Below are 25,881 nucleotides of genomic sequence, written 5' to 3' on the forward strand. Positions count from 1 at the left end.
AGCCCGTCCGTGATGCAGTTCCTTCTGGCGTTCGTCGTGGCCGGCCCGCTCGTCGGCGCCGTCGCCGCCCTCCTGCCGGCCCCGCCCGGACTGAAGGGCAAGAGCCCCGAACAGGCCGTACTGCGCCACGGCGTGACCGTGACCGGTGCCATCCTCGCCGCGGCGATCGTCCTCGCCGTGGGCTTCGACCACGACGCCCCGTCCCGCTTCCAGGCGACGACGGACATCAGCTGGATCCAGGCCCTGAACGTCCGGATCCACCTCGGCATCGACGGCATCTCGCTCCCCCTCCTCCTGATGACCGCGCTGCTGTTCTTCCTCTGCGCGCTCTACAGCTACTTCAAGCTCCCCGCGGGCCCCTCCGCGAAGGCCTTCGTCGCCCTGCTCCTGGTCCTGGAGTCCGGCACCCTCGCCACCTTCGCCGTCCTCGACCTGCTGCTGTTCTTCCTCGCCTTCGAGATGGTCCTCATCCCGATGTACTTCCTCATCGCCCGCTGGGGCGGTGCTCAGCGGCAGGCAGCCGCCTGGAAGTTCATCCTCTACACCCTCCTCGGCTCCGTGGTGATGCTGCTCGGCCTGCTGCTGATCGGCCTGAACAGCGGCACCTTCGACATGGTGGCACTCGCCTCCGACAACGGCCGCGAACTGTCCCACACCACCCAGGTCCTGGCCGTTCTCGCCATCGGGATCGGCCTCGCCGTGAAGACCCCGATGTGGCCGCTGCACAGCTGGCTGCCGGACGCCCACACGGCCGCCCCCACCGTCGGTTCCGTCCTCCTCGCGGGCCTCCTGCTGAAGATGGGCACCTACGGGTTCGTCCGGATCCTGCTGCCCGCCACCCCCGACGGCATGGCCACCTTCGCCCCGTACCTGGGTGCCTTCGCCGCCGTCGGCATCGTCTACGGGTCCCTGGCCTGCCTCGCCCTCGCCCGCAAGGGAAACAAGGGCGACCTCAAGCGCCTCATCGCGTACTCCTCCGTCGGCCACATGGGCTTCGTCCTCCTCGGCATCGCGTCCATGACCCCCACCGGCGTGAACGGCGCGCTGTTCGCCAACGTCGCGCACGGTCTGATCACCGGCCTTCTCTTCTTTCTTGTCGGTTCGCTCAAAGACCGTTACAACACGGCCGATCTCGACACCCTCGCCGGAGCCACCGGAGCGGCCCTCTACGGCCGCGCACCCCGCTTCGGAGCCCTCCTCGCCTTCGCCGCCATCGCCTCGCTCGGCCTCCCCGGCCTGGCCGGTTTCTGGGGCGAGATGCTGGCGCTCTTCGGTGCGTTCGACCCCGCCGAGGGCCTGTCGCGGCCCGCGTTCCTCACGTACACGGCCGTCGGCGCGTTCGGCACCCTGCTCACCGCCGCCTATCTTCTGATCGTCGTACGGCGGGTGTGCATGGGCGACCCGAAGGCCGCGCGCGAAAGCGCCGCCGCCCCGGTGGTCCTCGCGGACATCCAGCGCTACGAGTACGCCGCCTGGTCACCGCTCGTCGCCCTCACCCTCCTCGCCGGCCTGTGGCCCGCGGTCCTCCTCGGCCTCACCGACCCGGCCGTCCAGAAGCTCCTCGCCGGAGGGAACTCATGACGGTCCTTCAGCCCCTCGTCCAGCCGCTCGTCCAGCCCCTCGTCATCGCCGCGGCCGGCGCCGACGCGGACACCCCGAGCCTGGTCCAGTCCGTCGACTGGCTCGCCATCGCGCCGGTCGTCATCACCGCGGCCGTCGGCCTCCTCGTGCTGGTCGCCGACCTCTTCGTACCGGAGCGCCGCAAGCCGCTGCTCGGCTGGATCTCCGTGGCCGGACTGGCCGCCGCGACCGCCACCCTGCTGCCGCTGCGCGCCGGCGACCGCAGCACCTTCTGCCTCACCGGCCCCGGCACGGCGGACCCCGCCGCGTGCAGCTACGCCGCCGACCACTTCGCGCTCGTCGTGCAGTTCCTCGTCCTGGGCGGCGCCCTGGTCACCGCACTGCTGTCGGTCACCGCCGTCCGCGAGGCGCGCATGCCGGCCGGCGAGTACTGGTTCCTGCTGCTCTCCTCCGCTGCCGGGGCGGCCCTGCTGCCCGCCTCCCGCGACCTCGCCACCCTGATCGTGGCCCTCGAAGTCGCCTCGCTGCCCGCATTCGCCCTCGTCGGCATGCGCCGCGGTGACCGGCTCTCCTCCGAGGCCGCCCTCAAGTTCTTCCTGTCCTCCGTCACTGCCACCGCCGTGTCCCTGATGGGCGTCAGCTTCGTCTACGCAGCCACCGGCTCCCTGCACCTCACCCAGGTCGCCGACCGGCTCGAGGACGTCCCCGGGCAGCTCGACACCCTCGCCATGGCCGGCGTCGCGCTCACCCTGGTCGGCTTCGCCTTCAAGACGGCCGCCGTCCCCTTCCACTTCTGGGTCCCGGACACCTACGTCGGCGCCCCGCTGCCCGTCGCCGGATACCTGTCGGTCATCGGCAAGGCCGTCGGCTTCACCGGCCTCATCCTCGTCACCGTGATCGCCTTCCCGGCGTACTCCGACGTCTGGGGCCCGGCCCTCGCCGTGCTCGCCGCGCTCACCATGACCCTCGGCAACGCGGCCGCCCTGCGCCAGTCCGCGGACCGGCCGGGCGGCGCCGTACGGCTGCTCGCCTGGTCCTCCGTGGGCCAGGCCGGCTACCTGCTGGTCCCGGTCGCGGCCGCCGCCTACGCCGGCCGCGACCAGATCGGCTCCACGGTCGCCTACGCCCTCATGTACGCCGCCGTGAACCTCGGCGCCTTCGCCGTGGCCGCCCTGGTGGCCCGTACGAAGCCGCTGCACCGGCTCTCCGACTACCGGGGCCTGTACGCCGAGAGCCCGCTCGCCGCCCTCGCGATGGCCTTCTTCCTGCTCTGCCTGGCCGGTCTGCCGCCGGGCATCATCGGGCTCTTCGCCAAGGTCACCGTCTTCCGTTCGGCGGTCGACGCCGGGCTGGGCTGGCTCGCCGTGGTCATGGCCGTCAACGTCGTCGTCGCGCTGTACTACTACCTGCGCTGGACCGCCCTGCTCTTCCGCACTCCCGAGGGGGACACGGCGCAGGACGGCGCCCAGGAGGGCGCACACGGGGGCGCGCAGCCCCGTACGGGCACCCCCTGGCCGGTCACGGCGGCCATCGTGCTCACCGCGGCCACGGCCCTGGTCCTCTCGGGTGCCCCGCAGCTCGTCCTGCGCTTCGCCACGGGCAGCCTCTTCCCGCTGTAGAGCCGCCGGCGGAGTCCTCCTGGAGGGATGCCCGAGCCCGGCCGGAGTCGTGCCGGAGCACCGCCGGAGCCCCGCCGGAGCCGCGCCGGGCCCGGTCGGAGCCGTGCCCGCCCGCGCGCCCGTAACCCGTACGGCCTAACGCGCACCGCGCCCGCCACAGTCCCGCCCCCCGGCCCACCGGGGCGGCGGGGACGGGCGTACCCGGGGAACCTGCCGCCCTCACCTCGCGTTGACCAGGAAGGAAGGGTCCACTGGACCGTAGGCCCTCCGATCCCCAGATCCTGGACGGGTCCCCCTGCCGCACCACTTGGAGGGCGCACCGTGCACCGCCGGCACAACGGGCTGAAGACCGCCGTACTCCTCGGTGGTCTGTCGGCCCTCATCATCCTCATCGGAAGCTTCTTCGGCCGGGGCGGCCTGATCGTCGCCGTCCTCGTGGCCCTCGGGACCAACGCCTACGCGTACTGGAACAGCGACAAGCTGGCTCTACGCGCGATGCGGGCCCGCCCCGTCAGCGAGTTCGAGGCACCCGAGCTCTACCGCATGGTGCGAGAGCTCTCCACGTCCGCGCGTCAGCCCATGCCCCGCCTCTACATCTCCCCGACCGAGGCCCCCAACGCCTTCGCCACGGGCCGCAACCCGCGCAACGCCGCGGTCTGCTGCACCGAGGGCATCCTGCGCATACTCGACGAGCGCGAGCTGCGCGGGGTCATCGGCCACGAACTCAGCCACGTCTACAACCGCGACATCCTCATCTCGTCCGTCGCGGGCGCACTCGCCTCCGTGATCATGTTCCTGGTCAACTTCGCCTGGCTGATCCCCATCGGCCGCTCCAACGACGACGAGGGTCCGGGCCTCTTCGGCATGCTGCTGATCATGATCCTGGGCCCGCTGGCGGCCTCCGTGATCCAGCTCGCCATCAGCCGCTCGCGCGAGTACGAGGCGGACGCCTCCGGGGCCCAGCTCACCGGGGACCCGCTCGCCCTCGCCAGCGCCCTGCGCAAGCTGGACGCCGGCACCAAGCAGCTCCCGTTGCCGCCCGAGCCGCGACTGGAGACCGCGAGTCACATGATGATCGCCAATCCCTTCCGCCCCGGCGAAGGATTGTCCAAGATGTTTTCCACGCACCCTCCGATGGCCGAGCGCATCGCCCGGCTCGAACAGATGGCAGGCCGCAGTCAGTGAAGACCATCCTGAACCTCATTTGGCTCGTCCTCAGCGGAGTCTGGTTGTTCCTGGGCTACTGCCTGGCGGGTGTCATCCTCTGCATCACCATCATCGGAATCCCCTTCGGCATAGCCTCGTTCCGCATCGCGGTGTACGCCCTGTGGCCCTTCGGGTACACCGCCGTGGAGCGGCGCGACGCGGGCGCCGCGTCCTGCGTTGGGAACGTGCTGTGGCTGGTCCTGGCCGGCTGGTGGCTGGCCCTCGGCCACATCGTCACCGGCATCGCGCTGTGCCTCACGATCATCGGCATCCCGTTCGGCATCGCCAACTTCAAGATGGTCCCGCTCTCCCTGCTCCCGCTGGGCCGCGAGATCGTCCCCACAGACGCCCCGTTCGCATCGCGCTGATCCGGGTCGGGCCCGGAGCAGGTTCATCCGCTCGTATTAAGGTTCCGGGTTGCGGACGAGTGGCGCGGACGAGCGGCACGCACAACGGGCAGGGAAGAACCGATGTCGACTGAGCCCTCTGAGCCCTCTGAGCCTTTCGAGTTCTCCGAGCCCTCCATGACCCTCTCGGTGGTCGTGCCGATGTACAACGAGGAGGACGCGCTGCCGGCCCTGGTCGGCAGGCTGCGTCCGGCACTCGACTCCATGGCCATCCGCTACGAGGTCGTCGCCGTCGACGACGGCAGCAAGGACCGCACCGCGGAGCTGCTCACCGAGTTCCAGGCCAAATGGCCCGAGCTGCGCATCGTCCGGCTGCGCGGGAACTCCGGCCACCAGGCCGCCCTCACCGCGGGCCTGCACAGCGCCTCGGGCGCGTACGTGGCCAGCATCGACGCGGACCTCCAGGACCCGCCGGAGAAGATCCCGGAGATGCTCGACCTGGCCCGCGCGGACGGCCTCGACATCGTCTACGGGGTCCGGGCCGACCGGAGCACCGACACCGGGTTCAAGCGCCACACGGCCGGCGCGTACTACTGGCTGGTGCGCCGCCTGGTCGGCAAGCAGGTGCCCGCGCAGGCGGGCGACTTCCGGCTGCTCAGCCGCGCGGCGGTCGACGCGGTTAAGGCGATGCCCGACCAGCACCAGGTGTACCGACTGCTCGTGCCGTGGCTCGGCTTCCCCAGCGGCCAGGTCACCTACCAGCGCGAGGAGCGCGTGGCGGGCGAGACCAAGTACCCGCTGAGCAAGATGCTCCGGCTCGGCGTCGACAGCGTCATCAACTTCTCCGCCGCACCGCTGCGCCTGGCGACCTGGCTGGGCGTGGCCAGCTTCTTCGGCTGCCTGCTGATGGTGGGCGCCACCCTGGCGATCTACCTGAAGGGCGAGACCGTCCCCGGCTGGACCTCGCTGTTCATCGTGATGCTGTTCCTCGGCGGAGTGCAGCTGATCTGCGTCGGCCTGCTCGGCGAGTACATCGGCCGCATTTACACGGCGGTCCAGCGCCGGCCCACTTTCTTCGTCGGGTACGACTCGCACGCCGACGCCGCGAACGCGGAGCGCCAAGCGGACTAAGGCTGCCCCTCAGCCCGGTACGGCGGGTGAAATCGCAGGTCAGGGCAATTGTCAGTGGGGGGTGTCACTCTGTGTGCATGGATGACATCGAGCAGTTGCTGAAGCAAGTCGCCGGCCGCGCGCGCAGCTCCGGGCAGGGGCGGTTCGCGGCCACCGGCACCCTGACCGCGCCCCTCCCGGCGCCCCTGGCCCCCGCGGAGCTGCACCGGGCCGAAGCCGCCCTGGGCTTCGCCCTGCCACCGCTCCTCGCGGCCCTCCACACCCGCGTGGCGGACGGCGGCTTCGGCCCCGAGTACGGCCTGCTGCCCCTGGAGCGCGCCGTCGCCGAATACACCGCGATGCGCGCGTCGGCCTGGCGCTGGCCCGAGGGCGTCCTGCCCATAGCCGACTTCGGATGCGCCCTGCGCGCCTGCGTGGACTGCCGCTCGGAATCCGCCCAAGTCCTGCTGTTCGAACCTAACTCGGGTGATCCGGAGCTCGCCTGGTTCCTGGAATCGCCGGCGCTCGCCGACTGGCTGCGCGGCTGGCTCGACGGCAGCGCCTGGTTCAGCGAGGAATCGGGGGCGGGGGAGGAGTGGGACCTGGAGCTCACCCCCTGGGCGGGCTTCAGAGCCCGGGTGTGAGGCGCCGCCGCACGCCGTAGGCCAGCGCGCCCAGCGCCAGCACCGAGGCCCCCGTGACCGTCGACGCGGCGGGCAGCGAGCAGGCGAGCACCACGCAGCCGGACAGTCCCACCGCTGCCACGGCCCGGTCCTTGACACCTGAATCGAGAGTCCAGGCGGAGGCGTTCGCGATCGCGTAATAGGCGAGCACGCCGAAGGAGGAGAAACCGATCGCGCCCCGCAGATCGGTGGTGGCCGCGAGCACCGCCACCACCGCGCCCACCGCGAGCTCGGCGTGGTGCGGCACCTGATGCCGGGGATGTACGGCGGCCAGCGCGCGCGGCAGATGGCCGTCCCGCGCCATCGCCAACGTGGTCCGCGACACCCCGAGTACGAGCGCCAGCAGCGAGCCCAGCGCCGCCAGGGCCGCGCCCACCCGGACGACGGGAGTCAGTCCGGGCCACCCGGCCGCGCGCACGGCGTCGGCCAGCGGGGCCGCCGACCGCGCCAGACCGCCGGCGCCGAGCACCGACAGCGCCGCCACCGAGACCGCGGCGTAGACGAGCAGGGCGATCCCCAGGGCGAGGGGAACCGCCCGCGGGATCGTGCGCTCTGGGTCACGCACCTCCTCGCCCAGGGTGGTGATCCGGGCGTAGCCCGCGAAGGCGAAGAACAGCAGCCCGGCGCCCTGGAGCAGCCCGGCCGCCGCCCAGTCCGAGCCGCCGAGACGGCCGGCGTCGGCCGCGTCGGAGGACAGGCACGCCACCACGACCCCGGCCAGCACGGCCAATACCACCGCCACGATCACCCGTGCGATCCGGGCGGACTTCTGCACCCCGCCGTAGCTCGCGGCGGTCAGTGCCACCACCGCCGCCACGGCCACCGCGTGCTGCTGCCCGGGCCACGCATAAGCCCCGACCGTGAGGGCCATCGCCGCGCACGAGGCCGTCTTGCCGACGACGAAGCCCCAGCCCGCCAGATAGCCCCAGAAGGGCCCGAGCCGTTCGCGCCCGTACACGTAGGTGCCGCCGGAGGAGGGATACCGGGCGGCCAGCCGCGCCGAGGAGTGCGCGTTGCAGTACGCCACCACGGCCGCGAGCGCGAGCGCCGCGAGGAGCGCCCCGCCGGCCGCGCGCGCCGCCGGGGCCAGCGCGGCGAAGATCCCGGCCCCGATCATCGCGCCGAGTCCGACGGCGACCGCGTCGAAGACGCCCAGGGTGCGCTTCATCTCGTTGTGCGGGGGGTGCGTGGGGTTGGTGGCGTTCACGGGCGGAGAGTAGCCGGGCTAGGTGACGCCTTCCCGGCCGGGGACCGGCGTGCGGCCGCGCTCCCAGCCGTCCAGTGCGGTCAGGCAGGCGTGGTCGAGGTGGCGCAGCCCGCTCAGGTCGAGGTGGACGACGCCGCCGCGGGGCAGTGCTTCCAGCTCGTCGAGCAGTTTGGGCAGCCGCAGGAAGCTGGCGTTCCCCAGGATCCGCACGCGCAGTTCGTCGCCCTCCCACACCGGCTCGATGTGGACGTGAGAGGTCTCCCAGGCCGCCTTGGCGACGGCGAGCCCCAGCCCGGCGAGCACCCCCTCGAAGAGGTTCGTGGCCACGATCGCCGAGGCCGTCGCCACCAGGACGACCGCCTCGCCCCGGTGCGAGCGCCACAGGGCGGCCACCGCCCGCACCGGCAGCAGCTTCCAGCCGGCGTGCAGCAGCACCCCGGCCAGCGCGGCGAGCGGGACGGCCTCCAGCAGCCCGGGGACGGCCACGGCGAACAGCAGCAGCCAGCCGCCGTGCAGGATCCGGGAAGCCCGAGTGCGGGCGCCGGCCTCGACGTTGGCGGCGCTGCGGACGATGACGGCGGTCATCGGCAGGGCACCGAGCAGTCCGCAGAGGGTGTTCCCGAAGCCCTGGGCGACCAGTTCGCGGTCGTAGTCGGTCCGGTCCCCGTCGTGCATGCGGTCCACGGCCGCCGCACTGAACAGGGTCTCGGCGGAGGCGATCAGCGCGAGCGCGACCACGGTCCCGACCGCCCCCACGGAGGCCAGCACCCCGAAGTCCGCCCAGTCGGGCGGTGTCACCGCTGACAGGACGCCCGTGACCCGGACCCGCTCCACGGGCAGCCGCAGCAGCACGGCCGCGGCGGTCGCGGCGGCGACCCCGACGAGCGCCCCCGGGACGAGCCGCAGCCGGTCGGGCATCCGCCGCCAGGCCACCAGCACCGCGACGGTCCCGGCCCCGAGCGCCACGGCGGTCCAGTCGGCGCGCCCGCCGAGTTCCAGCGCCCCGGCCAGTTTCTCCAGGGTCCGTGCGGGGGCCTCCACATCGGCCAGGGCGTACAGCTGACCGGCGATCAGCACGAGCCCGATACCGGCCAGCATCCCGTGCACGACGGCCACGGAGATCGCCCGGAACCACCGCCCGAGCCGCAGCACGCCCATGGCCAGCTGCACCAGTCCGGCAGCCAGGACGAGTACGCCGAGCGCGGGCAGCCCGTACGCCCGTACGGCCTCGTAGACGAGCACGGTGAGTCCGGCGGCCGGCCCGCTCACCTGGAGGGAGCTGCCCCGGAACCAGCCGGTGACCAGCCCGCCCACCACCCCGGTGACGATCCCGAGTTCGGCCGGCACCCCGGAGGCGACGGCCACTCCGACGCAGAGCGGTAGCGCGACCAGGGCGACCACGACGGACGCCCCGAAGTCTTCACGTAACGTGCCGGGCCCGGGCATGCGGGAACCCCCTGTCGAGGCGGTGACGGACACCCCTCACCCTGGTGGGCGCACTGCCCGCCGCCCAAGTGCACACGGAGGGCGCCGCGAGCGCGTACGCCGCTCACGCCCGGCACACACCCACCGAGCGCCGGTCCCACGGCACCGCGCGCAGAGCCCCGCCCCGGCGCTCGCTCCTGCCCCGCGCCCCGCCTCTTTCGCCGCGACGACCGCGGCCCGGCGGTCCTCGAAGGACCGCCGGGCCGGCGTGCGGGCTGAACCGGGGACGAAGCCCGTGATCAGCGGTAGTTCACGAACTGGATCGCGAAGTCCAGGTCCTTGCCCTTGAGGAGGGCCTGGACTTCCTGGAGGTCGTCGCGGCTCTTGGAGCTGACGCGCAGCTCCTCGCCCTGGACCTGGGCCTTGACGCCCTTGGGGCCCTCGTCACGGATGATCTTCGCGACCTTCTTGGCGTTCTCCTGGGAGATGCCTTCCTCGATCGTGGCGAAGATCTTGTACTCCTTGCCGGACAGCTGCGGCTCACCGGCGTCGAGCGCCTTGAGGGAGATCCCGCGCTTGACCAGCTTGGTCTCGAAGACGTCCAGGACGGCCTTGACGCGCTCCTCGGAGTTCGCCTCCATCAGGATCTTCTCGCCGGACCAGGCGATCGTGGCGCCGGTGCCCTTGAAGTCGTAGCGCTGCGAGAGCTCCTTGGCGGACTGGTTGAGGGCGTTGTCGACCTCCTGCCGCTCGACCTTCGAGACGATGTCGAAACTGGAGTCGGCCATGTGCTGTGGCTCCTTGAAGTCGGTGGTGGCGGCCCCGAAGGGCGCGGCCGGACATCCCCGGACCGCTCCGCAAAGCCTAGCCACCGTGCCCACGTGCGGTGCTGATCAATCCGGTGGCGAAGCACCCCCGGTCATCGGGTATCGTTTACGTCGTTGCCACGGAGCGCCGCCGCAAGGCGGAAAGATGGCAGCGATCATGGCGGTGTGCCCGAGTGGCCAAAGGGAGCAGACTGTAAATCTGCCGGCTCAGCCTACCCAGGTTCGAACCCTGGCGCCGCCACGCGAGTGGGACCCTCGCTCATTGCAGAAATGCGATGGGCGGGGGTTTTCTCGTACCCCCGGAACCGTCGGAACCGGGACGCCCGCCGGAAAACCGCTGGGCGGCGAAGCGGGACGGGGCGCATGCTGTTCACATGATCAGCATCAGCATCAGCATCAGCATCAGCATCAGCATCAGCATCAGCATCAGCACCAACACCGGCACCCGCGGCCGAAAGGGCCATGGCGCGTAAGGCGCCCTCGCAGGTCCGGTCGGACCTGCCGCACAGGACGTCCCGAGAGGGCGACCGAGCCGTCGTCGTTCCGGGCGTCTCCTCCCGCACCCTTGTGGAGATCGCCCGCGTCGAGAGCCACCGGTACGAGCCGGGCGCCGCCTACCGGGCCCTGTCCGCCTGGCGCGCGACGGTGTACGGACGAGGACCGTCGTGGATCATCTACCCGAGCTGGGACGAGGACTACCCGTGCTGCCAACCCGTCTGGGGCGGCGATCACCGGGAGACCTTGGAGGTCCTCTGTCTTTCGCTGTCCCGTCGCGCCGTGCGGGAGCTGCGGGCCGTACTCGCGCCGCTCGACGCGCGGTTCCTCGCCCGGACGCTCCCCGATCCGTCCGCCCCGCCGGGTGATCCGTGGTGGCGGCGTCGGCTGGAGAGGGCGTGAGGGGCCCGACGGAGCGGGCGCGGGCGCGGGGTGAGCCCATCGGGCGGATCGGGCGTACCGATGTGGCGCTCCGGTCGTTCATCCGGCGTGAAATGGACTTCTGACGCGCGCGGAAAGGTCGGCGGCGGGGTGCTCCTCGCCCTGCTCGGAGCGGGGATCCCGGCTCTGGTCGGAGCGGCGCTGGACAGCGATGTGGGGGACCCCTACCAGGAGACCCGGCTCTACTTCGGCACCGAGCGGGCGGACGGCCGTCCACCGGTCGGGGAAAGGGAGTTCATGGGGTTCCTCGAACGGGAGATCACCCCCGCCTTCCCCGAGGGGCTGACCCTCCAGAACGGGCGCGGCCAGTGGCAGCGCGACGGGAAGGTCATCCGGGAGATCTCCTACGAGGTGGTGCTGCTGTACCCGGAGAAGGAGGCCGCCGAGCGCGGCGTGCGCATCGAGCGGATCCGGGAGGCCTACGAGCAGCGGTTCCAGCAGGATTCGGTCGGCCGCTCCGACGACCGCCTGACCGCCGACTTCTGACCGGGTTCGCCCCCGGCCGGGGTGCCGTTCGCGTCCCCGGCCGCGGGGCCGGCAAGATCCGAAAGAGATGGCCTAGTTGCCCGCCACGTCCTTGACCGCCACCGGTACCGGGGTCGAGCCCGAGATCAGTTCCAGGGTGAGGCCCGCGGTCGCCGGAGTTTCGAGCAGTTCGGCGAGGACCGCCGCCACGTCGTCGCGGGTGACCGGCCCGCGGCCCGTCTGCGCCTCCAGGCGGACCAGTCCCGTACCGCCCTCGTCGGTCAGCGAGCCCGGGCGCAGGATCGTCCACTCCAGGCCCAGCCGGGTGCGGACGTGCTCGTCGGCCTCGCCCTTGGCGCGGAGGTAGGCGTCGAAGATCTCGTCGCCCTCCCGGCGGGTGTCCGCGCCCATCGAGGAGACCATCAGGAAGCGGCGTACGCAGGCCCGTTCGGCGGCGTCCGCGAACAGCACCGCCGCGCCCCGGTCCACCGTGTCCTTGCGTCCGGCCCCGCTGCCGGGACCCGCGCCCGCCGCGAACACCGCGGCGTCCGCGCCCTGCAGGATGCCCGCCACGTGCTCGACCGACGCCGATTCCAGGTCGCACAGCACCGGTTCGGCGCCCGCCTCCCTGAGGTCGTCGCCCTGTGCCGGATCACGGATGATGCCCGCGACCTCGTACCCGCGCGCGGCGAGCAGGCGCTCCAGCCGCAGCGCGATCTGACCGTGTCCACCCGCGATGACGATGCGCATGCCACGACCGTACGACGAGCCGGGCGCGCGCGCCCGGGAACATGCGGTGAACCCTCAGGGGCCGGGCTCCATACGGCCCTGCCGTGGCAGGTCCAGGGCCACCGCGACGGCGGAGTCGCAGTACTCCCGTACGGCACTCGTCCGGGCTACCACCCGCCCGCGGTGGATCACGATCCGGCTGTACGCGAGGGACAGCACGCTCGCGATCCGGTCCCCGCGCACGGCGAGCAGTTCCGCCGGGAAGCCGGCCTCCACCCGCACCTCCGGGAGGCCCATCGCCTCGCGGGCCGCACCGGCGACCGAGTGGTAGGCCTCGGTGGCGCGGAGCCCGCCCTGGGAGGCCAGGAGGTACGCGGCTTCGAGCGGGTCCCCGCGCCCGACCGGGTTGCCCGCGTCGCGCAGGGCCCCGCTGCCCGCCGCGACGGGTACTCCGGCGGCGCGCAGCAGGCGTACCGGGGCGGTCCGCAAGCCACGCCGCTCCAGGGCCGCGCAATCGCCCTGGGGGAGGCAGGTCACCCCTACGCCGGCGGCCGCCAGTTGGTCGGCGGCCCGGGTCGCCACGTCCAGCGGAAGCCGGGACAGGCCGCCGCAGGGACCGATGGAGACCCCGGGCCGCAGTCCGCCGGCCATGGCCGCGAGCCGGGACAGGCGGGCGGGGTCGTCGCCGTCGGTGTGCAGGTCGACGGGGCAGCCGTGCTCGGAGGCGAGTTCCAGTACGGCTTCGAGGAAGCCGGTGGGGTCGGGGTCGAGGTCGGGGCAGCCGCCGATGACGGAGGCGCCCATCTTCACGGCGTCCCGCAGCATGGCGAGCCCGTCGGCCCCGGCCACCCCGGTCAGCAGGCGGGGAACGGCGACGGCGGTGAGATCGGTGAGCCCGCGCAGGGAGCGGCGGGCCTGGAGCACGGCCTCCAGGGGGCCGAGGCCGTGTACGTCGCCGATGCGGACGTGCGAGCGGACGGCCGTGGCGCCGTGCCCGAGCTGGAGCAGGGCCGCCTCGGTGGCGCGGCGCTGCACCTCGTCGGGGGCGTAGGAGACGGGCCCCTCGCTGTCCGCGGTCAGGGCGGTGTCCCCGTGGGAGTGGGGCTCGGCGGGAGCGGGGAGCAGCAGGTAGCCGGTGAGGTCGACGCGGGCGCCCGTGGCGGCGGGCAGGCTGCCGGCCGTGCCGACGGCCTGGATCCGGCCGCCGCCGAGGCGGACGTCGACGCTCCGGCCGTCGGTGAGGCGGGCACCGGTGAGGAGCAGGGAGGTGGCCTCGGGGGCCGCCGGCCCCGGACTTCCCTGGGTGCCCTCGGGGCCGGGCCCCTGTCCCTGGCCGTGTCCCTGGCCGCTGCCGGGGCGGTTGCGCGGGGAGTGGGACGGCTGCTGCGGTGGGCTGTCGGACATCGCGCTCCTGCGGTGGCTCGGGCGGTTCCTGGGGCCGTGGCCGCGGCCCGCGGCCCAAGATCACGCAGCGTGCTCAGAGCCTAGGGGGCGGGGATGCTCGCTTCGCGGAAGAGGGCAATAGTCGTACCGGTGCGTCTGGGTGGACCGGGCGGGGTCCGCACCGAGTGCGGACGGGGACACATCCGGGGCGCCACCCCGAGGCTGGCCCCGAGGGCCGACCTCCGGGGCCCGGACCCGACCCGGGGGGCCCGGACCCGACCCGGGGGGCCCGGACCCGACCCGGGGGGCCGGGACCCGACCCGGGGCCGGGCCCGGACCTGGCCCGGGGTCCGGCTCCGAGCCCCGCCCGGAGCCCGGCCCGAGGTCAGGCTCCCGGAGCCCGGCGCGGTGCCGGCTGGGAGCTGATCCGGTGCTGACCCGGGGCCAGGCTTTGGTGCCCTGCCCGGTGCCGACCGGGAGCTGGTCCGGTGCTGGCCGAGATCAGGCTCGGGAGCGCGGCCGGGACCCGACCGGGGGCCGACCCGGGGCCAGGCTCCCGGTGCCCTGCCCGGTGCCCTGCCCGGTGCCGACCGGGAGCCGGTCCGGTGCTCACCGAGATCAGCCTCCGGAGCAGGCCCGGACCCGATCCGGGGCGACCGGAGGCCAGGTTCCGGAGCGCGGCCGGGAGACGATCCGGGGCTGACCCGACGCCAGGTTCCGGAGCCTGCCCGGAGCTGGCCTCCGGAGACTGTTCATGGGACCTGTCCTCGGAGGCAGCCCTTGGAGCTGCCTCCGGAGCCCTGGCTGCCTCCTGTTGCCTCCTGCAGTCTGCTCCCGGTGCTTCCGGGGGCTGTGCCTGCGGCCAGCCCCCGGAGCAAATCCCGGCCCTGGTGCTCCTGGGGCCGCCGGAGGCTGCACCTACGCCCTTCCTCCGGGGCCCCACCGCTGCAGCTCCGGGGCCGCGGAGCTCGCCTGTGCCCTCGGAGTCCGCTTGGCGAGCCCGCCCCGAGATCCCGGCCCCACGGCCCCCAGAGCCCGCTCCGGCGCCCGCCCCGCGGCCTGTCCCGCCCCGCCCCGCGGCCTGCCCCCCCCGGCGCCCGCTCCGGGACCTGCCCCGCCCCGCGGCCTGCCCCCCGGCGCCCGCTCCGCCACCTGCCCCGCCCGGAGCCCGCCCAGCGGCCCGTCCGCCCGAGGCCCGCTCCGGGAGCCCGGCTCCGGAGCTCTCGGTGCTGCACTCGCAGCCGTACTGCGCGCACGAAGACCCCGGTGACGAACGCCACGGGTTCCGCGCCCTGTCCCTACGCCTCTACGCTCTGGCTCGGCCTGCTCGGCCTGCTCGGCCTGCTCGGCCTGCTCGGCCTGCTCGGCCTGCTCGGCCTGCTCGGCCTGCTCGGCCTGCTCGGCCTGCTCGGCCTGCTCGGCCTGCTCGGCCTGCTCGGCCTGCTCGGCCTGCTCGGCCTGCTCGGCCTGCTCGGCCTGCTCGGCCTGCTCGGCCTGCTCGGCCTGCTCGGCCTGCTCGGCCTGCTCGGCCTGCTCGGCCTGCTCGGCCTGCTCGGCCTGCTCGGCCTGCTCGGCCTGCTCGGCCAGGCGCGGTCCAGCGGCATCCCCGAAGGCGCCCCGCTCGTGGGCCCCACCACCGAACCCCGGCGCCGTGCCATCCGTGGACCCCGTACCCGTCCGAGGCCGGCGACGCGTCCGCGTCCGCGCGGTCCGCGGCCAGCCACGCGTCCGCCGCCGCCCCGCCCCGTACGGGTCCGAAGTCGGCGACGCCACCGCCCCGTCACCGCCCGGTGCCGCTTCGGCAGTGACTCAGGGTGTGTGCCGGGCGATCCGAGATGTGATGCCTGACACCTTTCGGGGTTAAAGGTGCTCGGAGAGGGTCCCGAGGCGGGTTTCGTGGGGATCGAGAAAGGCCGTGGTGGTGCTCCGAGGCCAGGCCCCGCAAAGGATTTGGGCGATCGGCGGGCAACCGTGTAATGTCTTCCTCGCTCGCCCCAATAGCTCAGTCGGTAGAGCGTCTCCATGGTAAGGAGAAGGTCTGCGGTTCGATTCCGCATTGGGGCTCTGGTGAGAGAGGTTCCCCACCCTCGGGTGGGGAGCGGATCTCATCAAAGCGGCGTAGCTCAGTCGGTAGAGCAAGCGGCTCATAATCGCTGTGTCACCGGTTCAAGTCCGGTCGCCGCTACACACAGTAGCCGATTGCGGGGTCGGTCTCCCGATCGGCTACTCTTTTATGCGTTCATCCGTCCAATTGTCCGTCAAGGAGCACTCACGTGGCTGCCACCGACGTCCGCCCGAAGATCACGCTGGCCTGCGTGGAGTGCAAGGAGCGGAACTACATCACCAAGAAGAACCGGCGTAACAACCCGGACCGTCTTGAGATGAAGAAGCACTGCCCGCGTTGCAACTCGCACACCGCGCACCGCGAGACCCGCTAACAACTGGCGAAGTCTCGTACAACAGGCACAGTCTTACCGTCATGAGGTCGTCCCCTTCATTGGGGGGCGGCCTTGTGTCGTTTCGACAGGTCGAACGGTTCGGTAGATCGACAAGTTCGGCAGATCGACAGTTCGACAAGTTCGGCAGATCGTTTCAACAGGGAGGTAGGGAGTCATGGCGCTCGACCAGTCCTTCGTGGGGCGGAGCTACCCGCCCACCGATCCGTACGAGGTCGGCCGGGAGAAGATCCGCGAATTCGCGGTCGCCGTGGGTGACGCCAATCCGGTGTACACGGATCCCGAAGCAGCCAAGGCGTTCGGTCACCAGGACGTGATCGCCCCGCCGACCTTTGTGTTTGCCATCACGTTCGCGGCCGCCAGTCAGGTCGTCGACGACCCGCAGCTGGGGCTGGACTACAGCCGCGTCGTGCACGGAGACCAGAAGTTCGCGTACACCCGTCCCGTGCGGGCCGGCGACCGGCTGACGGTGACCTCGACCATCGAGGCCATCAAGTCGCTCGCGGGCAACGACGTCATCGACATCCGCGGTGAGGTCCACGACGAGTCCGGCGAGCACGTGGTGACCGCCTGGACGAAGCTCGTCTCGCGGGCGCCCGAGCCCGCCGCTGCCGCCGGTTCCGCTCCCGAGGAGGCCTGAGATGGCTGCCCAGATCCAGTACGACGCGGTCGAGGTCGGCACCGAGCTGCCGGCGGCGTCCTTCCCCGTCACGCGGGCGACGCTGGTGCGGTACGCGGGTGCGTCGGGTGACTTCAACCCGATCCACTGGAACGAGAAGTTCGCCACCGAGGTCGGCCTGCCCGACGTGATCGCCCACGGCATGTTCACCATGGCCGAGGCGATCCGCGTGGTGACCGACTGGGTCGGCGACCCGGGCGCTGTCGTGGAGTACGGGGTGCGGTTCACCAAGCCGGTCGTCGTCCCGAACGACGGGCAGGGCGCGCTGATCGAGGTCACGGCCAAGGTCGCGGCCAAGCTCGACGGCAACCGGGTGCGGGTCGACCTGACGGCCATGAGCGCCGGGCAGAAGGTGCTGGGGATGTCCCGCGCGGTGGTCGCTCTCGCGTAGGCCCCCTTCGAGGGTGAGCTGAAGGGCCCTGACTCGTGAGGAAACTCGCAGGTCAGGGCCTTTTTCGTGTGCGGTTCAGGGAAGGGCTTGCCAAGTTAGTGATTGAGCACTAACTTTGAAGCATGGCAAGGATGAGTGCGGAAGAGCGGCGCGAGAGCGTCATCCTGGCGGCGATGGGCGAGTTCGCGCGGGGCGGGTACTACGGGACCTCCACCGAGGCGATCGCCAAGCGCGTCGGGGTGTCCCAGCCGTACCTGTTCCGGCTCTTCCCGAACAAGCAGGCCATCTTCCTGGCCGCCGCCGCCCGCTGCATGGAGGACATCCGGCGCGTCTTCGAGGAGGCCGCCAAGGGTCTCCGTGGCGAGGAGGCGGTCGATGCGATGAGCGTGGCCTACATGAAGCTGATCGCCGAGCAGCCCGAGAAGCTCCAGATGCAGCTCCAGACGTACGTGGCCGTCGCCGCCGCCGAGGCCGCCGGGGAGCCCGAGTTCGGCGAGATGGTGCGGGCCGCCTGGATGGAGTTGTGGGACACCCTGCACGTGCCGCTCGGGGCGGACGTGAACGAGACGACCAGTTTCCTCGCGTACGGAATGCTGATCAACACCCTGTCCGCCATGGGGTTCCCGCCCGGGCACCGGGTCTGGGACGGCTGTTACCCGGGCGTTCGGTCCGAGTAGGGGTGAGGCGAGGTGAGGCGAGGTGAGGTGAGGTGAGGTGAGGTGAGGTGAGTACGCCTCTCCGCCCAGCCTCTCCGCCCAGCTCCTCCGTCCAGCCCTCGGCACCTCCTCGGCGCCGTCCGTTCGCCGGCCGCGCGCGGGCTCAGTTCTGCCCGTTGAAGTTAGTGATCAATAACTAGTTTTGGGGGAAACGTGCAAGACACCAAGCTTCGTGCGCCCGCGGTCTGGGCACTCGTCATCACCGGAGCCGCCAGCTTCATGGCGGCGCTCGACAACCTCGTCGTCACCACCGCCCTCCCGTCCATCCGCGAGGACCTCGGCGGGAAGCTGGAGGACCTGGAGTGGACGGTGAACGCGTACACGCTCACCTTCGCCGTCCTGCTCATGTTCGGCGCGGCCCTCGGTGACCGGTTCGGCCGCCGCCGGCTCTTCATCGCCGGTACGGCCGTGTTCACCGTCGCCTCCGCCGCCGCGGCCCTGTCGCCCGGCATCAACGAACTCATCGCCGCCCGGGCCGTCCAGGGCGTCGGCGCGGCGATCATGATGCCGCTCTCGCTCACGCTCCTGACCGTCGCCGTCCCCGCCGCCCGGCGCGGCATGGCCCTCGGCATCTACGGAGCCCTCACCGGCCTCGCCGTGGCGAGCGGGCCGCTCATCGGCGGCAGCCTCACCGAGCACATCTCCTGGCAGTGGATCTTCTGGCTGAACGTCCCGATCGGACTGGCCCTCATCCCGCTCTCCCGGATGCGGCTCGGCAAGTCCACCGCCCCGCAGGCCAAGCTCGACCTCCCCGGCACCCTCCTCATCAGCGGCGGGCTCTTCGGCATCGTCTACGGGCTGGTCAACGCCAATGCCGACGGCTGGACCAGCCTTCCCGTGCTCAGCTCGCTGCTGGTGGGGGCCGCGCTCGTCGGCGGGTTCATCCACCACGGCTTCCGCAACGCCAACCCGGTGCTGCCCATGCGGCTCTTCCGCGACCGTGGCTTCTTCGGCATCAACATGGCGAGCCTGCTGATGTTCGTCGGGATGTTCGGCTCGATCTTCCTGCTGAGCCAGTTCCTCCAGGGCGTCCTCGGCTACTCGCCCACCGAAGCCGGGCTGCGCATGCTCCCCTGGACCGCCATGCCCATGATCGCCGCCCCGATCTCCGGGATCCTCTCGGACCGGATCGGCAGCCGCCCCGTCGTGGTCGCCGGGCTCACGCTCCAGGCCATCGGCCTCGGCTGGTTCGCCGTGATCCTGAGCACCGACGTCTCCTACGCCGCCCAGCTCCCCGCGCTGATCATCAGCGGCATCGGGATGGGCCTGTTCTTCGCCCCCGCCTCCAACGCCCTCATGTCCACCGTCGCCCCCGCCGACCAGGGCAAGGCCGCCGGCGCCAACAGCGCCCTGCGCGAGGTCGGCGGAGCCCTCGGTGTCGCCGTCCTCGCCTCCGTCTTCTCCGCCCAGGGCGGCTACCAGTCCGGGCAGACCTTCACCGACGGCACCGTCCCCGCCCTGTGGATCGGCGGCGCGGCCGTCGCCGTGGCCGCCGTCCTGGCCCTGCTGCTCCCCGGACGGGTCGCGGAGAAGGCCCGGGCCGCGGAGTCCCTGCCGACGGGGGAACGGGCGTCGGACGCCCTGCCTTCGGACGGGCTGCCGGCGGACGGCCGGGGCGCGACCCCGGGCGGCGGGCGTGCCCCCGAAAAGGTGGCCCTCTGAGCGGATCCCGCTCGCCGGCCGGTGCCCGCGCGGCGGCCGGCGGGGAGGACCGCAGCCGCCGCGCCGCACGAAGTTCCGTACGACACGTCCGCGAGAGGAAAGGCCCGTCATGCCCGACATCCCCTGGTCCACGCCCACCCGGCCCGCCCCCGGCGCCGAGGTCTACATCATGGCCTCCCGCTTCGAGACCGCGAGCCTGACCGGAGCGCTGCGGTTCTTCCTGAAGTCGCCCGGCATCGTCCTCCAAACGCGCAAGGCTCCCGGCGCCCACGGGGTCGCCCTGCGGGCCCGGGTCCTGCGCCGCACCTTCCTGACCCTCTCCGCCTGGGAGGACCGGGACGCGCTGTACCGGTTCGCGGGCAGCGAACCGCACCGTTCCAGCTCCCGGGCGGCCGCCGCCTACACGAAGGAGGCCGGGTTCGTCTTCTGGACCGTCCCGGCGAGCGAGCTCGCCATCAGCTGGGCCGAGGCGGAGCGCCGCCTCGCCGAGTCGAAGCGGGAGAAGGAGAGGGAGTAGGAGAGGGAGTAGGAGAGGAAGCAGGGGCGTTGACGCCCCGTACGGCCCTGCCTGTACGCGTACGGTCCGTGGCCCCGCCTGCTCGTGGGGACGCGGACCGTACTCTTGTCCACGTGCAGGAACTCCACGACGCCCCCCTCGCCCCGCTGACCACCTTCCGGCTCGGCGGCCCCGCCGCCCGGCTGGTCACCGCGACCACAGACGCCGAGGTCGTCGCCACCGTGCGCGCCGCGGACGAGAGCGGCACCCCGCTCCTGGTCATCGGCGGCGGCAGCAACCTGGTCATCGGCGACCAGGGCTTCGACGGCACCGCCCTGCGGATCGCGACCACCGGGTTCGTGCTCGACGGGACCCGGCTGGAGCTCGCGGCCGGCGAGAACTGGAGCGAGGCCGTGGCCCGCGTGGTCGACGCCGGGCTCGCAGGCATCGAATGCCTCGCCGGGATCCCCGGCTCGGCCGGCGCCACCCCGATCCAGAACGTCGGGGCGTACGGCCAGGAGGTCTGCGACACGATCACCGAGGTCGTCGCCTACGACCGCACGCGCGGGGAGACGGTCACGCTCCCGGCCGCCGACTGCGCGTTCGCGTACCGCGACAGCCTCTTCAAGCACCAGCCCGACCGGTACGTCGTCCTGCGCGTCCGGTTCGCCCTGGAGAACGCGGGCGGCCTGTCGGCGCCGGTCAAGTACCCCGAGACCGCCCGCGCCCTCGGCGTCGAGGCCGGCGACCGGGTCCCCGCGGCGCAGGCACGGGAGACCGTCCTGCGGCTGCGCGCGGGCAAGGGCATGGTCCTCGACCCCGCCGACCACGACACCTGGTCGGCCGGCTCCTTCTTCCACAACCCGATCCTCGGCGACGAGGCGTACGCCGCCTTCCTCGCCCGCGCCCAGGAGCGGCTCGGCCCCGACACCGCCCCGCCCGCGTACCCGGCAGGCGAGGGCCGTACGAAGACCAGCGCGGCCTGGCTGATCGACAAGGCCGGCTTCACCAAGGGCTACGGCGACGGCCCCGCCCGCATCTCCACCAAGCACACCCTCGCCCTCACCAACCGGGGCGAGGCCACCACCGAAGACCTCCTCGTCCTGGCCCGCGAGGTCGTCGCGGGCGTCCACGCGGCCTTCGGCGTCACCCTGGTCAACGAGCCGGTGACGGTCGGCGTCAGCATCTGAGGAGTCCCGGCCCGCCCATGCTCTGTCCCCTGCACGGGGCCGGTACGGACCCCACCCGGCTGGTGGGACGCACGATCCGAAGGGTCGTCGCGTCCTGGCACATCAGCGACGGCGAACGCTCCGAGGCGCCCCTCGACGTCTGGCTCTTCGACAGCGATGGCGAGTCCACCCGGATCACCACCGGGTCCGACGCCTGCCTGATCGTGGAATCCGAGACGCCGCACGAGCCCTACGACATGGGGGAGTGGGGCCGCATCGAGGTCGGTGAGGACCTCGGGGACCACCCCTTCCTGCGCCACCTCGGCGACACCGTGGAATCGGTCGCCGAGTTCGCCCTGCCCGCGCAGGGGCGCACCCACCTGGAGATCGGCTTCCCGGACGGCGCGCGGGTGCGGGCCGACTGCCACGAGGGCGACCTGCGGCTCACGCGCTGAGGCGCTGCCTCGCCCGACGGGTGCCGACGGGCGCCGACGCGCGCCGCTACGAGGCGACCCAGTGGTCGATCCCGGCCAGCAGCTTGTCCTGTACGTCGGCGGGCGCCGCGCTGCCGCGCACCGACTGGCGGGCCAGCTCGGCCAGCTCCGCGTCCGTGAAGGCGTGGTGCTCGCGGGCGATCTCGTACTGGGCCGCGAGCCGGGACCCGAAGAGCAGCGGGTCGTCCGCACCGAGGGCCATCGGGACCCCGGCCTCGAAGAGGGTGCGCAGCGGGACGTCCTCGTGGCGCTCGTACACCCCGAGGGCGACGTTGGAGGCCGGGCAGACCTCGCAGGTGATCTGCCGGTCGGCGAGCCGTTTGAGCAGGCGGGGATCCTCGGCGGCCCGTACGCCGTGCCCGATGCGGGCGGCGTGCAGATCGTCGAGGCAGTCGCGGACGGAGGACGGGCCGGTGAGCTCCCCGCCGTGCGGGGCCGCGAGCAGTCCGCCCTCGCGGGCGATCGCGAAGGCCCGGTCGAAGTCGCGGGCCATGCCGCGGCGCTCGTCGTTGGAGAGGCCGAAGCCGACGATGCCGCGGTCGGCGTAGCGGACGGCGAGCCGGGCCAGCGTGCGGGCGTCCAGGGGGTGCTTCATGCGGTTGGCGGCGATGACGACGCGCATGCCGAGGCCGGTCTCGCGGGAGGCGGCGTCCACGGCGTCGAGGATGATCTCGACGGCCGGGATCATCCCGCCGAGGAGGGGGGCGTAGGAGGTGGGATCCACCTGGATCTCCAGCCACCCGCTGCCGTCGCGCACGTCCTCCTCCGCGGCCTCGCGGACCAGGCGGCGGATGTCGTCGGGCTCGCGGAGGCAGGAGCGGGCGGCGTCGTAGAGCCGCTGGAAGCGGAACCAGCCGCGTTCGTCCGTGGCGCGGAGCTTCGGTGGCTCGCCTGAGGTGAGGGCGTCCGGGAGGCGGACGCCGTACTTGTCGGCGAGCTCCAGCAGGGTCGACGGGCGCATCGAGCCGGTGAAGTGCAGGTGGAGGTGGGCCTTGGGCAGAAGCGTGAGGTCTCGTACGTGCTCCATTTGTTGATCCTGCCGCACATCCGCCTCGGCCTGCAGCCCGATTCCCTGAACGGGGGCTTGCCCGAACGTAAATTCTGGGTCCGGGGGAGGGGCGGGGCGCCGGGCCGCTGCTGCGCGGACCCCGCTCCTCAAACGCCGGAGGGGCTGGATGCGGCCGGCGTCGGCCCGGATGCGCGGCCGGAGAACGCCTGAGCGGCGGCTCCCCGGGTGGGGGAGACGCCGCTCAGGACGGGGTTTCGCAGCCGCCGGAGGCTTAGGCCTTGGCCTCCGCCAGGAGCTTCTGGATGCGGGAGACGCCCTCGACCAGGTCCTCGTCGCCCAGGGCGTAGGAGAGGCGCAGGTAGCCGGGGGTGCCGAAGGCCTCGCCCGGGACGACCGCGACCTCGGCCTCGTCCAGGATCAGGGCCGCGAGCTCGACGGAGGTCTGCGGGCGCTTGCCGCGGATCTCCTTGCCGAGGACGTCCTTGACCGCCGGGTAGACGTAGAAGGCGCCCTCGGGGGTCGGGCAGAAGACGCCGTCGATCTCGTTCAGCATCCGCACCATCGTCTGGCGGCGGCGGTCGAAGGCGGTGCGCATCGCGTGGACGGCGTCCAGGTTGCCGGAGACGGCGGCCAGCGCCGCGACCTGGGCCACGTTGGAGACGTTGGAGGTGGCGTGCGACTGGAGGTTGGTCGCGGCCTTGACCACGTCCTTCGGGCCGATGACCCAGCCCACCCGCCAGCCGGTCATGGCGTACGTCTTGGCGACGCCGTTGACGATGATGCACTTGTCGGCCAGCTCGGGGACGATCGCCGGGAGGGAGACGAACTTCGCGTCGCCGTAGACCAGGTGCTCGTAGATCTCGTCGGTCAGGACCCACAGGCCCTTCTCGACGGCCCAGCGGCCGATCGCCTCGGCGTCCGCCTCGGAGTAGACGGCGCCGGTCGGGTTCGACGGGGAGACGAAGAGGACGACCTTCGTACGCTCGGTGCGGGCCGCCTCGAGCTGCTCGACGGAGACCCGGTAACCGGTGGTCTCGTCGGCCACGACCTCGACCGGGACACCGCCGGCGAGCCGGATCGACTCCGGGTACGTGGTCCAGTACGGCGCCGGGACGATGACCTCGTCACCCGGGTCCAGGATGGCCGCGAACGCCTCGTAGATCGCCTGCTTGCCGCCGTTGGTCACCAGCACCTGGGACGCGTCGACCTCGTAGCCGGAGTCGCGCAGCGTCTTCGCGGCGATGGCGGCCTTCAGCTCGGGCAGACCGCCGGCCGGCGTGTAGCGGTGGTACTTGGGGTTGCGGCAGGCCTCGACCGCGGCGTCGACGATGTAGTCCGGGGTCGGGAAGTCGGGCTCACCGGCTCCGAAACCGATCACCGGACGCCCGGCGGCCTTGAGGGCCTTGGCCTTGGCGTCGACGGCGAGGGTGGCGGACTCGGAGATGGCACCGATACGGGCGGATACGCGGCGCTCGGCGGAAGGCGTTTCAGAGGTCATGCGGCCAATCGTCCCAGACGCGAAACGAGCGCCGCACTCCGTTTCAGTTACCGGACGGCCGCTCTCCGGACGGTGCTGTTCGACGTCAGGGCCCGGACCACGTACACTCAACCGTCGTTGGCCCAAGTCAACCGCTGCAGAGCGTGAGCACACCGTGCACTCGTCTGGATGCGGTAGGTTGGGACACGCAAAGGGTCGTAGCTCAATTGGTAGAGCACTGGTCTCCAAAACCAGCGGTTGGGGGTTCGAGTCCCTCCGGCCCTGCTCCACACTCCTTCTCGGACGTGTGTGCGCAGGTACGTACTTAGATGCAGTGCCGTGCGGCGCAACCGGGCGCGGCTACGGCCACGACCCGGATTCAGGTGAGAGACGTGACGGACGCCCTGGGCTCCATCGACATGCCTGACGCCGAGGATGACACTCGCGAGAAGAAGGCCCGCAAGGGCGGCAAGCGCGGCAAGAAGGGCCCTCTGGGTCGTCTCGCGCTGTTCTACCGCCAGATCGTCGCGGAACTCCGCAAGGTTGTATGGCCCACTCGCAACCAGCTGACGACGTACACCACTGTGGTGATTGTCTTCGTCGTCATCATGATCGGTCTGGTGACCGTGATTGACTATGGGTTCCAGGAAGCCATCAAGTTCGTCTTCGGCTGATCCCCGCGGAGGGCGGCGCCTTGATGGGTGCCGCCCGTTTTCGCATGTTCGACCACCTTTTGTATCCAGGAAGAAGCAGCCACCGTGTCTGACCCGAACCTGAACGCGAGCCCCGACTCCGTCGAGTCCGTCGAGGACGCGCTCGACATCGTCGAGGCTGCAGACGCTGTGGACCCCGACGAGGCCGAGCTCGCCGACGCCGAGGCGGGTGTCGCCGCCGAAGAGGCCGCGCTGCACGTCGAGGGTGAGGTCGACGCCGAGGCCGAGGACGACGCGGAGGCCGAAGAGGCCGACGACGACGAGTCCGACGACGCCGAGGAGTCCGACGAGGACGCCTCCGACGAGGACGACGCCGACGAAGAGGCCTCCGACGAGGACGACGCCGACGAAGAGGCCTCCGACGAGGACGACGCCGAGGCCGTCGAGGCCGCCGACGTCGAGCCCGCGGAGCCCGTCGACCCCATCCAGGCCCTGCGCGAAGAGCTGCGCCTCCTGCCCGGCGAGTGGTACGTCATCCACACCTACGCCGGCTACGAGAAGCGCGTGAAGGCCAACCTGGAGCAGCGCGCCGTCTCGCTCAACGTCGAGGACTTCATCTACCAGGCCGAGGTGCCCGAGGAAGAGATCGTCCAGATCAAGAACGGCGAGCGCAAGAACGTCCGGCAGAACAAGCTGCCCGGTTACGTTCTCGTCCGCATGGATCTGACGAACGAGTCCTGGGGCGTCGTCCGCAACACCCCCGGCGTCACCGGCTTCGTGGGCAACGCGTACGACCCGTACCCGCTGACCCTGGACGAGATCGTCAAGATGCTCGCTCCGGAGCTGCAGGAGAAGGCCGCCAAGCTGGCAGCGGAAGAGGCCGGCCTGCCGGCGCCCGCCGTCAAGCGCGCCATCGAGGTCCTGGACTTCGAGGTCGGCGACTCGGTCACCGTCACCGACGGCCCGTTCGCGACGCTGCAGGCGACCATCAACGAGATCAACCCGGACTCGAAGAAGGTCAAGGGTCTCGTCGAGATCTTCGGCCGCGAGACCCCGGTCGAGCTCAGCTTCGACCAGATCCAGAAGAACTGATCCACAGCCTTCTGGCACACGCTTCCGGACAGGTCAGATTGCCCCCTTGCGGGCGGTCTGACCTGCTCG

The 25,881-nt window shown here is 71.9% G+C and carries 26 protein-coding genes and 4 tRNA genes; 23 read left to right on the forward strand and 7 right to left on the reverse strand.

What is annotated here, in order from left to right; translation table 11 throughout:
* The first annotated feature begins 12 nt into the window (after window positions 1–12).
* From OG435_RS27065 to OG435_RS27090, 6 genes are all read left to right on the forward strand, one after another.
* A complete protein-coding gene (locus OG435_RS27065; RefSeq protein WP_266882119.1) occupies window positions 13–1,581 on the forward strand; it encodes a complex I subunit 4 family protein in 1,569 nt (522 codons plus the stop codon).
* Window positions 1,578–3,200 carry an NADH-quinone oxidoreductase subunit N gene (locus OG435_RS27070; protein ID WP_266880580.1) on the forward strand — a complete coding sequence of 541 codons (1,623 nt, stop codon included), beginning with the start codon at window positions 1,578–1,580 and terminating at the stop codon, window positions 3,198–3,200. The genes OG435_RS27065 and OG435_RS27070 overlap by 4 nt, the downstream gene beginning before the upstream one ends.
* A 321-nt stretch (window positions 3,201–3,521) precedes the next feature.
* Window positions 3,522–4,385, forward strand: a complete 864-nt coding sequence (gene htpX / locus OG435_RS27075) for a zinc metalloprotease HtpX (protein WP_266880581.1) — start codon at window positions 3,522–3,524, stop codon at window positions 4,383–4,385.
* A complete protein-coding gene (locus OG435_RS27080; protein WP_266880582.1) occupies window positions 4,382–4,774 on the forward strand; it encodes a YccF domain-containing protein in 393 nt (130 codons plus the stop codon). Before htpX ends, OG435_RS27080 begins: the two co-directional genes overlap by 4 nt.
* 102 nt (window positions 4,775–4,876) lie before the next feature.
* Entirely contained in the window at window positions 4,877–5,884 is a 1,008-nt protein-coding gene (locus OG435_RS27085) for a glycosyltransferase family 2 protein (protein WP_266880583.1), read from the forward strand.
* A gap of 77 nt (window positions 5,885–5,961) precedes the next feature.
* Window positions 5,962–6,507, forward strand: a complete 546-nt coding sequence (locus OG435_RS27090) for an SMI1/KNR4 family protein (protein WP_266880584.1) — start codon at window positions 5,962–5,964, stop codon at window positions 6,505–6,507.
* On the opposite strand, the gene OG435_RS27095 is transcribed toward OG435_RS27090, so the two are convergent.
* From OG435_RS27095 to OG435_RS27105, 3 genes are all read right to left on the reverse strand, one after another.
* On the reverse strand, window positions 6,491–7,714 hold the full coding sequence (locus OG435_RS27095) for an APC family permease (protein WP_266882121.1): 1,224 nt from the start codon (window positions 7,712–7,714) through the stop codon (window positions 6,491–6,493). The two genes, OG435_RS27090 and OG435_RS27095, sit on opposite strands and share 17 nt — an antisense overlap.
* A 57-nt stretch (window positions 7,715–7,771) precedes the next feature.
* Window positions 7,772–9,199, reverse strand: coding sequence for a SulP family inorganic anion transporter (locus OG435_RS27100; RefSeq protein WP_266880585.1), 1,428 nt, complete (start codon window positions 9,197–9,199; stop codon window positions 7,772–7,774).
* Window positions 9,200–9,477: 278 nt separating this feature from the next.
* Window positions 9,478–9,966: a YajQ family cyclic di-GMP-binding protein gene (locus OG435_RS27105; protein ID WP_243333311.1), complete on the reverse strand. Its 489-nt coding sequence runs from the start codon at window positions 9,964–9,966 to the stop codon at window positions 9,478–9,480.
* A 198-nt stretch (window positions 9,967–10,164) separates the two neighbouring features.
* On the opposite strand from OG435_RS27105, the gene OG435_RS27110 reads away from it, so the two are divergent.
* The 3 genes from OG435_RS27110 (at window position 10,165) to OG435_RS27120 (ending at window position 11,427) form a co-directional block, all read left to right on the forward strand.
* Window positions 10,165–10,246, forward strand: a tRNA-Tyr gene (locus OG435_RS27110).
* A 221-nt stretch (window positions 10,247–10,467) separates the two neighbouring features.
* Window positions 10,468–10,902, forward strand: coding sequence for a hypothetical protein (locus OG435_RS27115; protein ID WP_266880586.1), 435 nt, complete (start codon window positions 10,468–10,470; stop codon window positions 10,900–10,902).
* An 87-nt stretch (window positions 10,903–10,989) separates the two neighbouring features.
* Window positions 10,990–11,427, forward strand: coding sequence for a DUF3574 domain-containing protein (locus tag OG435_RS27120; protein WP_266880587.1), 438 nt, complete (start codon window positions 10,990–10,992; stop codon window positions 11,425–11,427).
* A 72-nt stretch (window positions 11,428–11,499) separates the two neighbouring features.
* Here OG435_RS27120 and OG435_RS27125 read toward each other — a convergent pair whose 3' ends face one another.
* Window positions 11,500–12,156 (reverse strand): SDR family oxidoreductase, encoded by a 657-nt coding sequence (locus tag OG435_RS27125; protein WP_266880588.1) that lies wholly within the window; start codon window positions 12,154–12,156, stop codon window positions 11,500–11,502.
* 54 nt (window positions 12,157–12,210) lie between these two features.
* Window positions 12,211–13,539, reverse strand: a complete 1,329-nt coding sequence (locus tag OG435_RS27130) for an amidohydrolase family protein (protein WP_266880589.1) — start codon at window positions 13,537–13,539, stop codon at window positions 12,211–12,213.
* A gap of 1,245 nt (window positions 13,540–14,784) precedes the next feature.
* On the opposite strand from OG435_RS27130, the gene OG435_RS27135 reads away from it, so the two are divergent.
* From OG435_RS27135 to OG435_RS27185, 11 genes are all read left to right on the forward strand, one after another.
* On the forward strand, window positions 14,785–15,366 hold the full coding sequence (locus tag OG435_RS27135; protein WP_266880590.1) for a hypothetical protein: 582 nt from the start codon (window positions 14,785–14,787) through the stop codon (window positions 15,364–15,366).
* Window positions 15,367–15,509: 143 nt separating this feature from the next.
* Window positions 15,510–15,582: transfer RNA gene (locus OG435_RS27140), tRNA-Thr, on the forward strand.
* Window positions 15,583–15,630: 48 nt separating this feature from the next.
* Window positions 15,631–15,703: transfer RNA gene (locus OG435_RS27145), tRNA-Met, on the forward strand.
* An 88-nt stretch (window positions 15,704–15,791) separates the two neighbouring features.
* Entirely contained in the window at window positions 15,792–15,956 is a 165-nt protein-coding gene (gene rpmG / locus OG435_RS27150) for a 50S ribosomal protein L33 (protein ID WP_003956487.1), read from the forward strand.
* A gap of 175 nt (window positions 15,957–16,131) precedes the next feature.
* Window positions 16,132–16,614 carry a MaoC family dehydratase N-terminal domain-containing protein gene (locus OG435_RS27155; protein ID WP_266880591.1) on the forward strand — a complete coding sequence of 161 codons (483 nt, stop codon included), beginning with the start codon at window positions 16,132–16,134 and terminating at the stop codon, window positions 16,612–16,614.
* Between the two features lies 1 nt (window position 16,615).
* On the forward strand, window positions 16,616–17,044 hold the full coding sequence (locus OG435_RS27160) for a MaoC family dehydratase (RefSeq protein WP_266880592.1): 429 nt from the start codon (window positions 16,616–16,618) through the stop codon (window positions 17,042–17,044).
* A gap of 122 nt (window positions 17,045–17,166) precedes the next feature.
* Window positions 17,167–17,721, forward strand: coding sequence for a TetR/AcrR family transcriptional regulator (locus tag OG435_RS27165; protein WP_266880593.1), 555 nt, complete (start codon window positions 17,167–17,169; stop codon window positions 17,719–17,721).
* A gap of 192 nt (window positions 17,722–17,913) precedes the next feature.
* Window positions 17,914–19,422 carry a DHA2 family efflux MFS transporter permease subunit gene (locus tag OG435_RS27170; RefSeq protein ID WP_266880594.1) on the forward strand — a complete coding sequence of 503 codons (1,509 nt, stop codon included), beginning with the start codon at window positions 17,914–17,916 and terminating at the stop codon, window positions 19,420–19,422.
* A 109-nt stretch (window positions 19,423–19,531) separates the two neighbouring features.
* Window positions 19,532–19,939 (forward strand): DUF3291 domain-containing protein, encoded by a 408-nt coding sequence (locus OG435_RS27175; protein WP_266880595.1) that lies wholly within the window; start codon window positions 19,532–19,534, stop codon window positions 19,937–19,939.
* Window positions 19,940–20,052: 113 nt separating this feature from the next.
* Window positions 20,053–21,108, forward strand: a complete 1,056-nt coding sequence (locus OG435_RS27180; protein WP_266880596.1) for a UDP-N-acetylmuramate dehydrogenase — start codon at window positions 20,053–20,055, stop codon at window positions 21,106–21,108.
* Window positions 21,109–21,125: 17 nt separating this feature from the next.
* Window positions 21,126–21,542 (forward strand): hypothetical protein, encoded by a 417-nt coding sequence (locus OG435_RS27185; protein ID WP_266880597.1) that lies wholly within the window; start codon window positions 21,126–21,128, stop codon window positions 21,540–21,542.
* 46 nt (window positions 21,543–21,588) lie between these two features.
* Here OG435_RS27185 and OG435_RS27190 read toward each other — a convergent pair whose 3' ends face one another.
* Window positions 21,589–22,608 carry an adenosine deaminase gene (locus OG435_RS27190; protein ID WP_266880598.1) on the reverse strand — a complete coding sequence of 340 codons (1,020 nt, stop codon included), beginning with the start codon at window positions 22,606–22,608 and terminating at the stop codon, window positions 21,589–21,591.
* Window positions 22,609–22,861: 253 nt separating this feature from the next.
* On the reverse strand, window positions 22,862–24,088 hold the full coding sequence (locus OG435_RS27195) for a pyridoxal phosphate-dependent aminotransferase (RefSeq protein ID WP_266880599.1): 1,227 nt from the start codon (window positions 24,086–24,088) through the stop codon (window positions 22,862–22,864).
* A gap of 191 nt (window positions 24,089–24,279) precedes the next feature.
* On the opposite strand from OG435_RS27195, the gene OG435_RS27200 reads away from it, so the two are divergent.
* From OG435_RS27200 to nusG, 3 genes are all read left to right on the forward strand, one after another.
* A tRNA-Trp gene (locus OG435_RS27200) sits at window positions 24,280–24,352 on the forward strand.
* 107 nt (window positions 24,353–24,459) lie between these two features.
* The gene (secE, locus tag OG435_RS27205) at window positions 24,460–24,741 is read left to right on the forward strand and encodes a preprotein translocase subunit SecE (protein WP_030298162.1); all 282 of its coding nucleotides are present in this window, start codon (window positions 24,460–24,462) and stop codon (window positions 24,739–24,741) included.
* An 84-nt stretch (window positions 24,742–24,825) separates the two neighbouring features.
* Complete coding sequence (gene nusG / locus OG435_RS27210) at window positions 24,826–25,812, forward strand: transcription termination/antitermination protein NusG (RefSeq protein ID WP_266880600.1); 987 nt, start codon at window positions 24,826–24,828, stop codon at window positions 25,810–25,812.
* Window positions 25,813–25,881 lie beyond the last annotated feature (69 nt).

The sequence above is a fragment of the Streptomyces sp. NBC_01264 genome (genome assembly GCF_026340675.1).
In the GTDB taxonomy this organism is placed as follows: Bacteria; Actinomycetota; Actinomycetes; order Streptomycetales; family Streptomycetaceae; genus Streptomyces.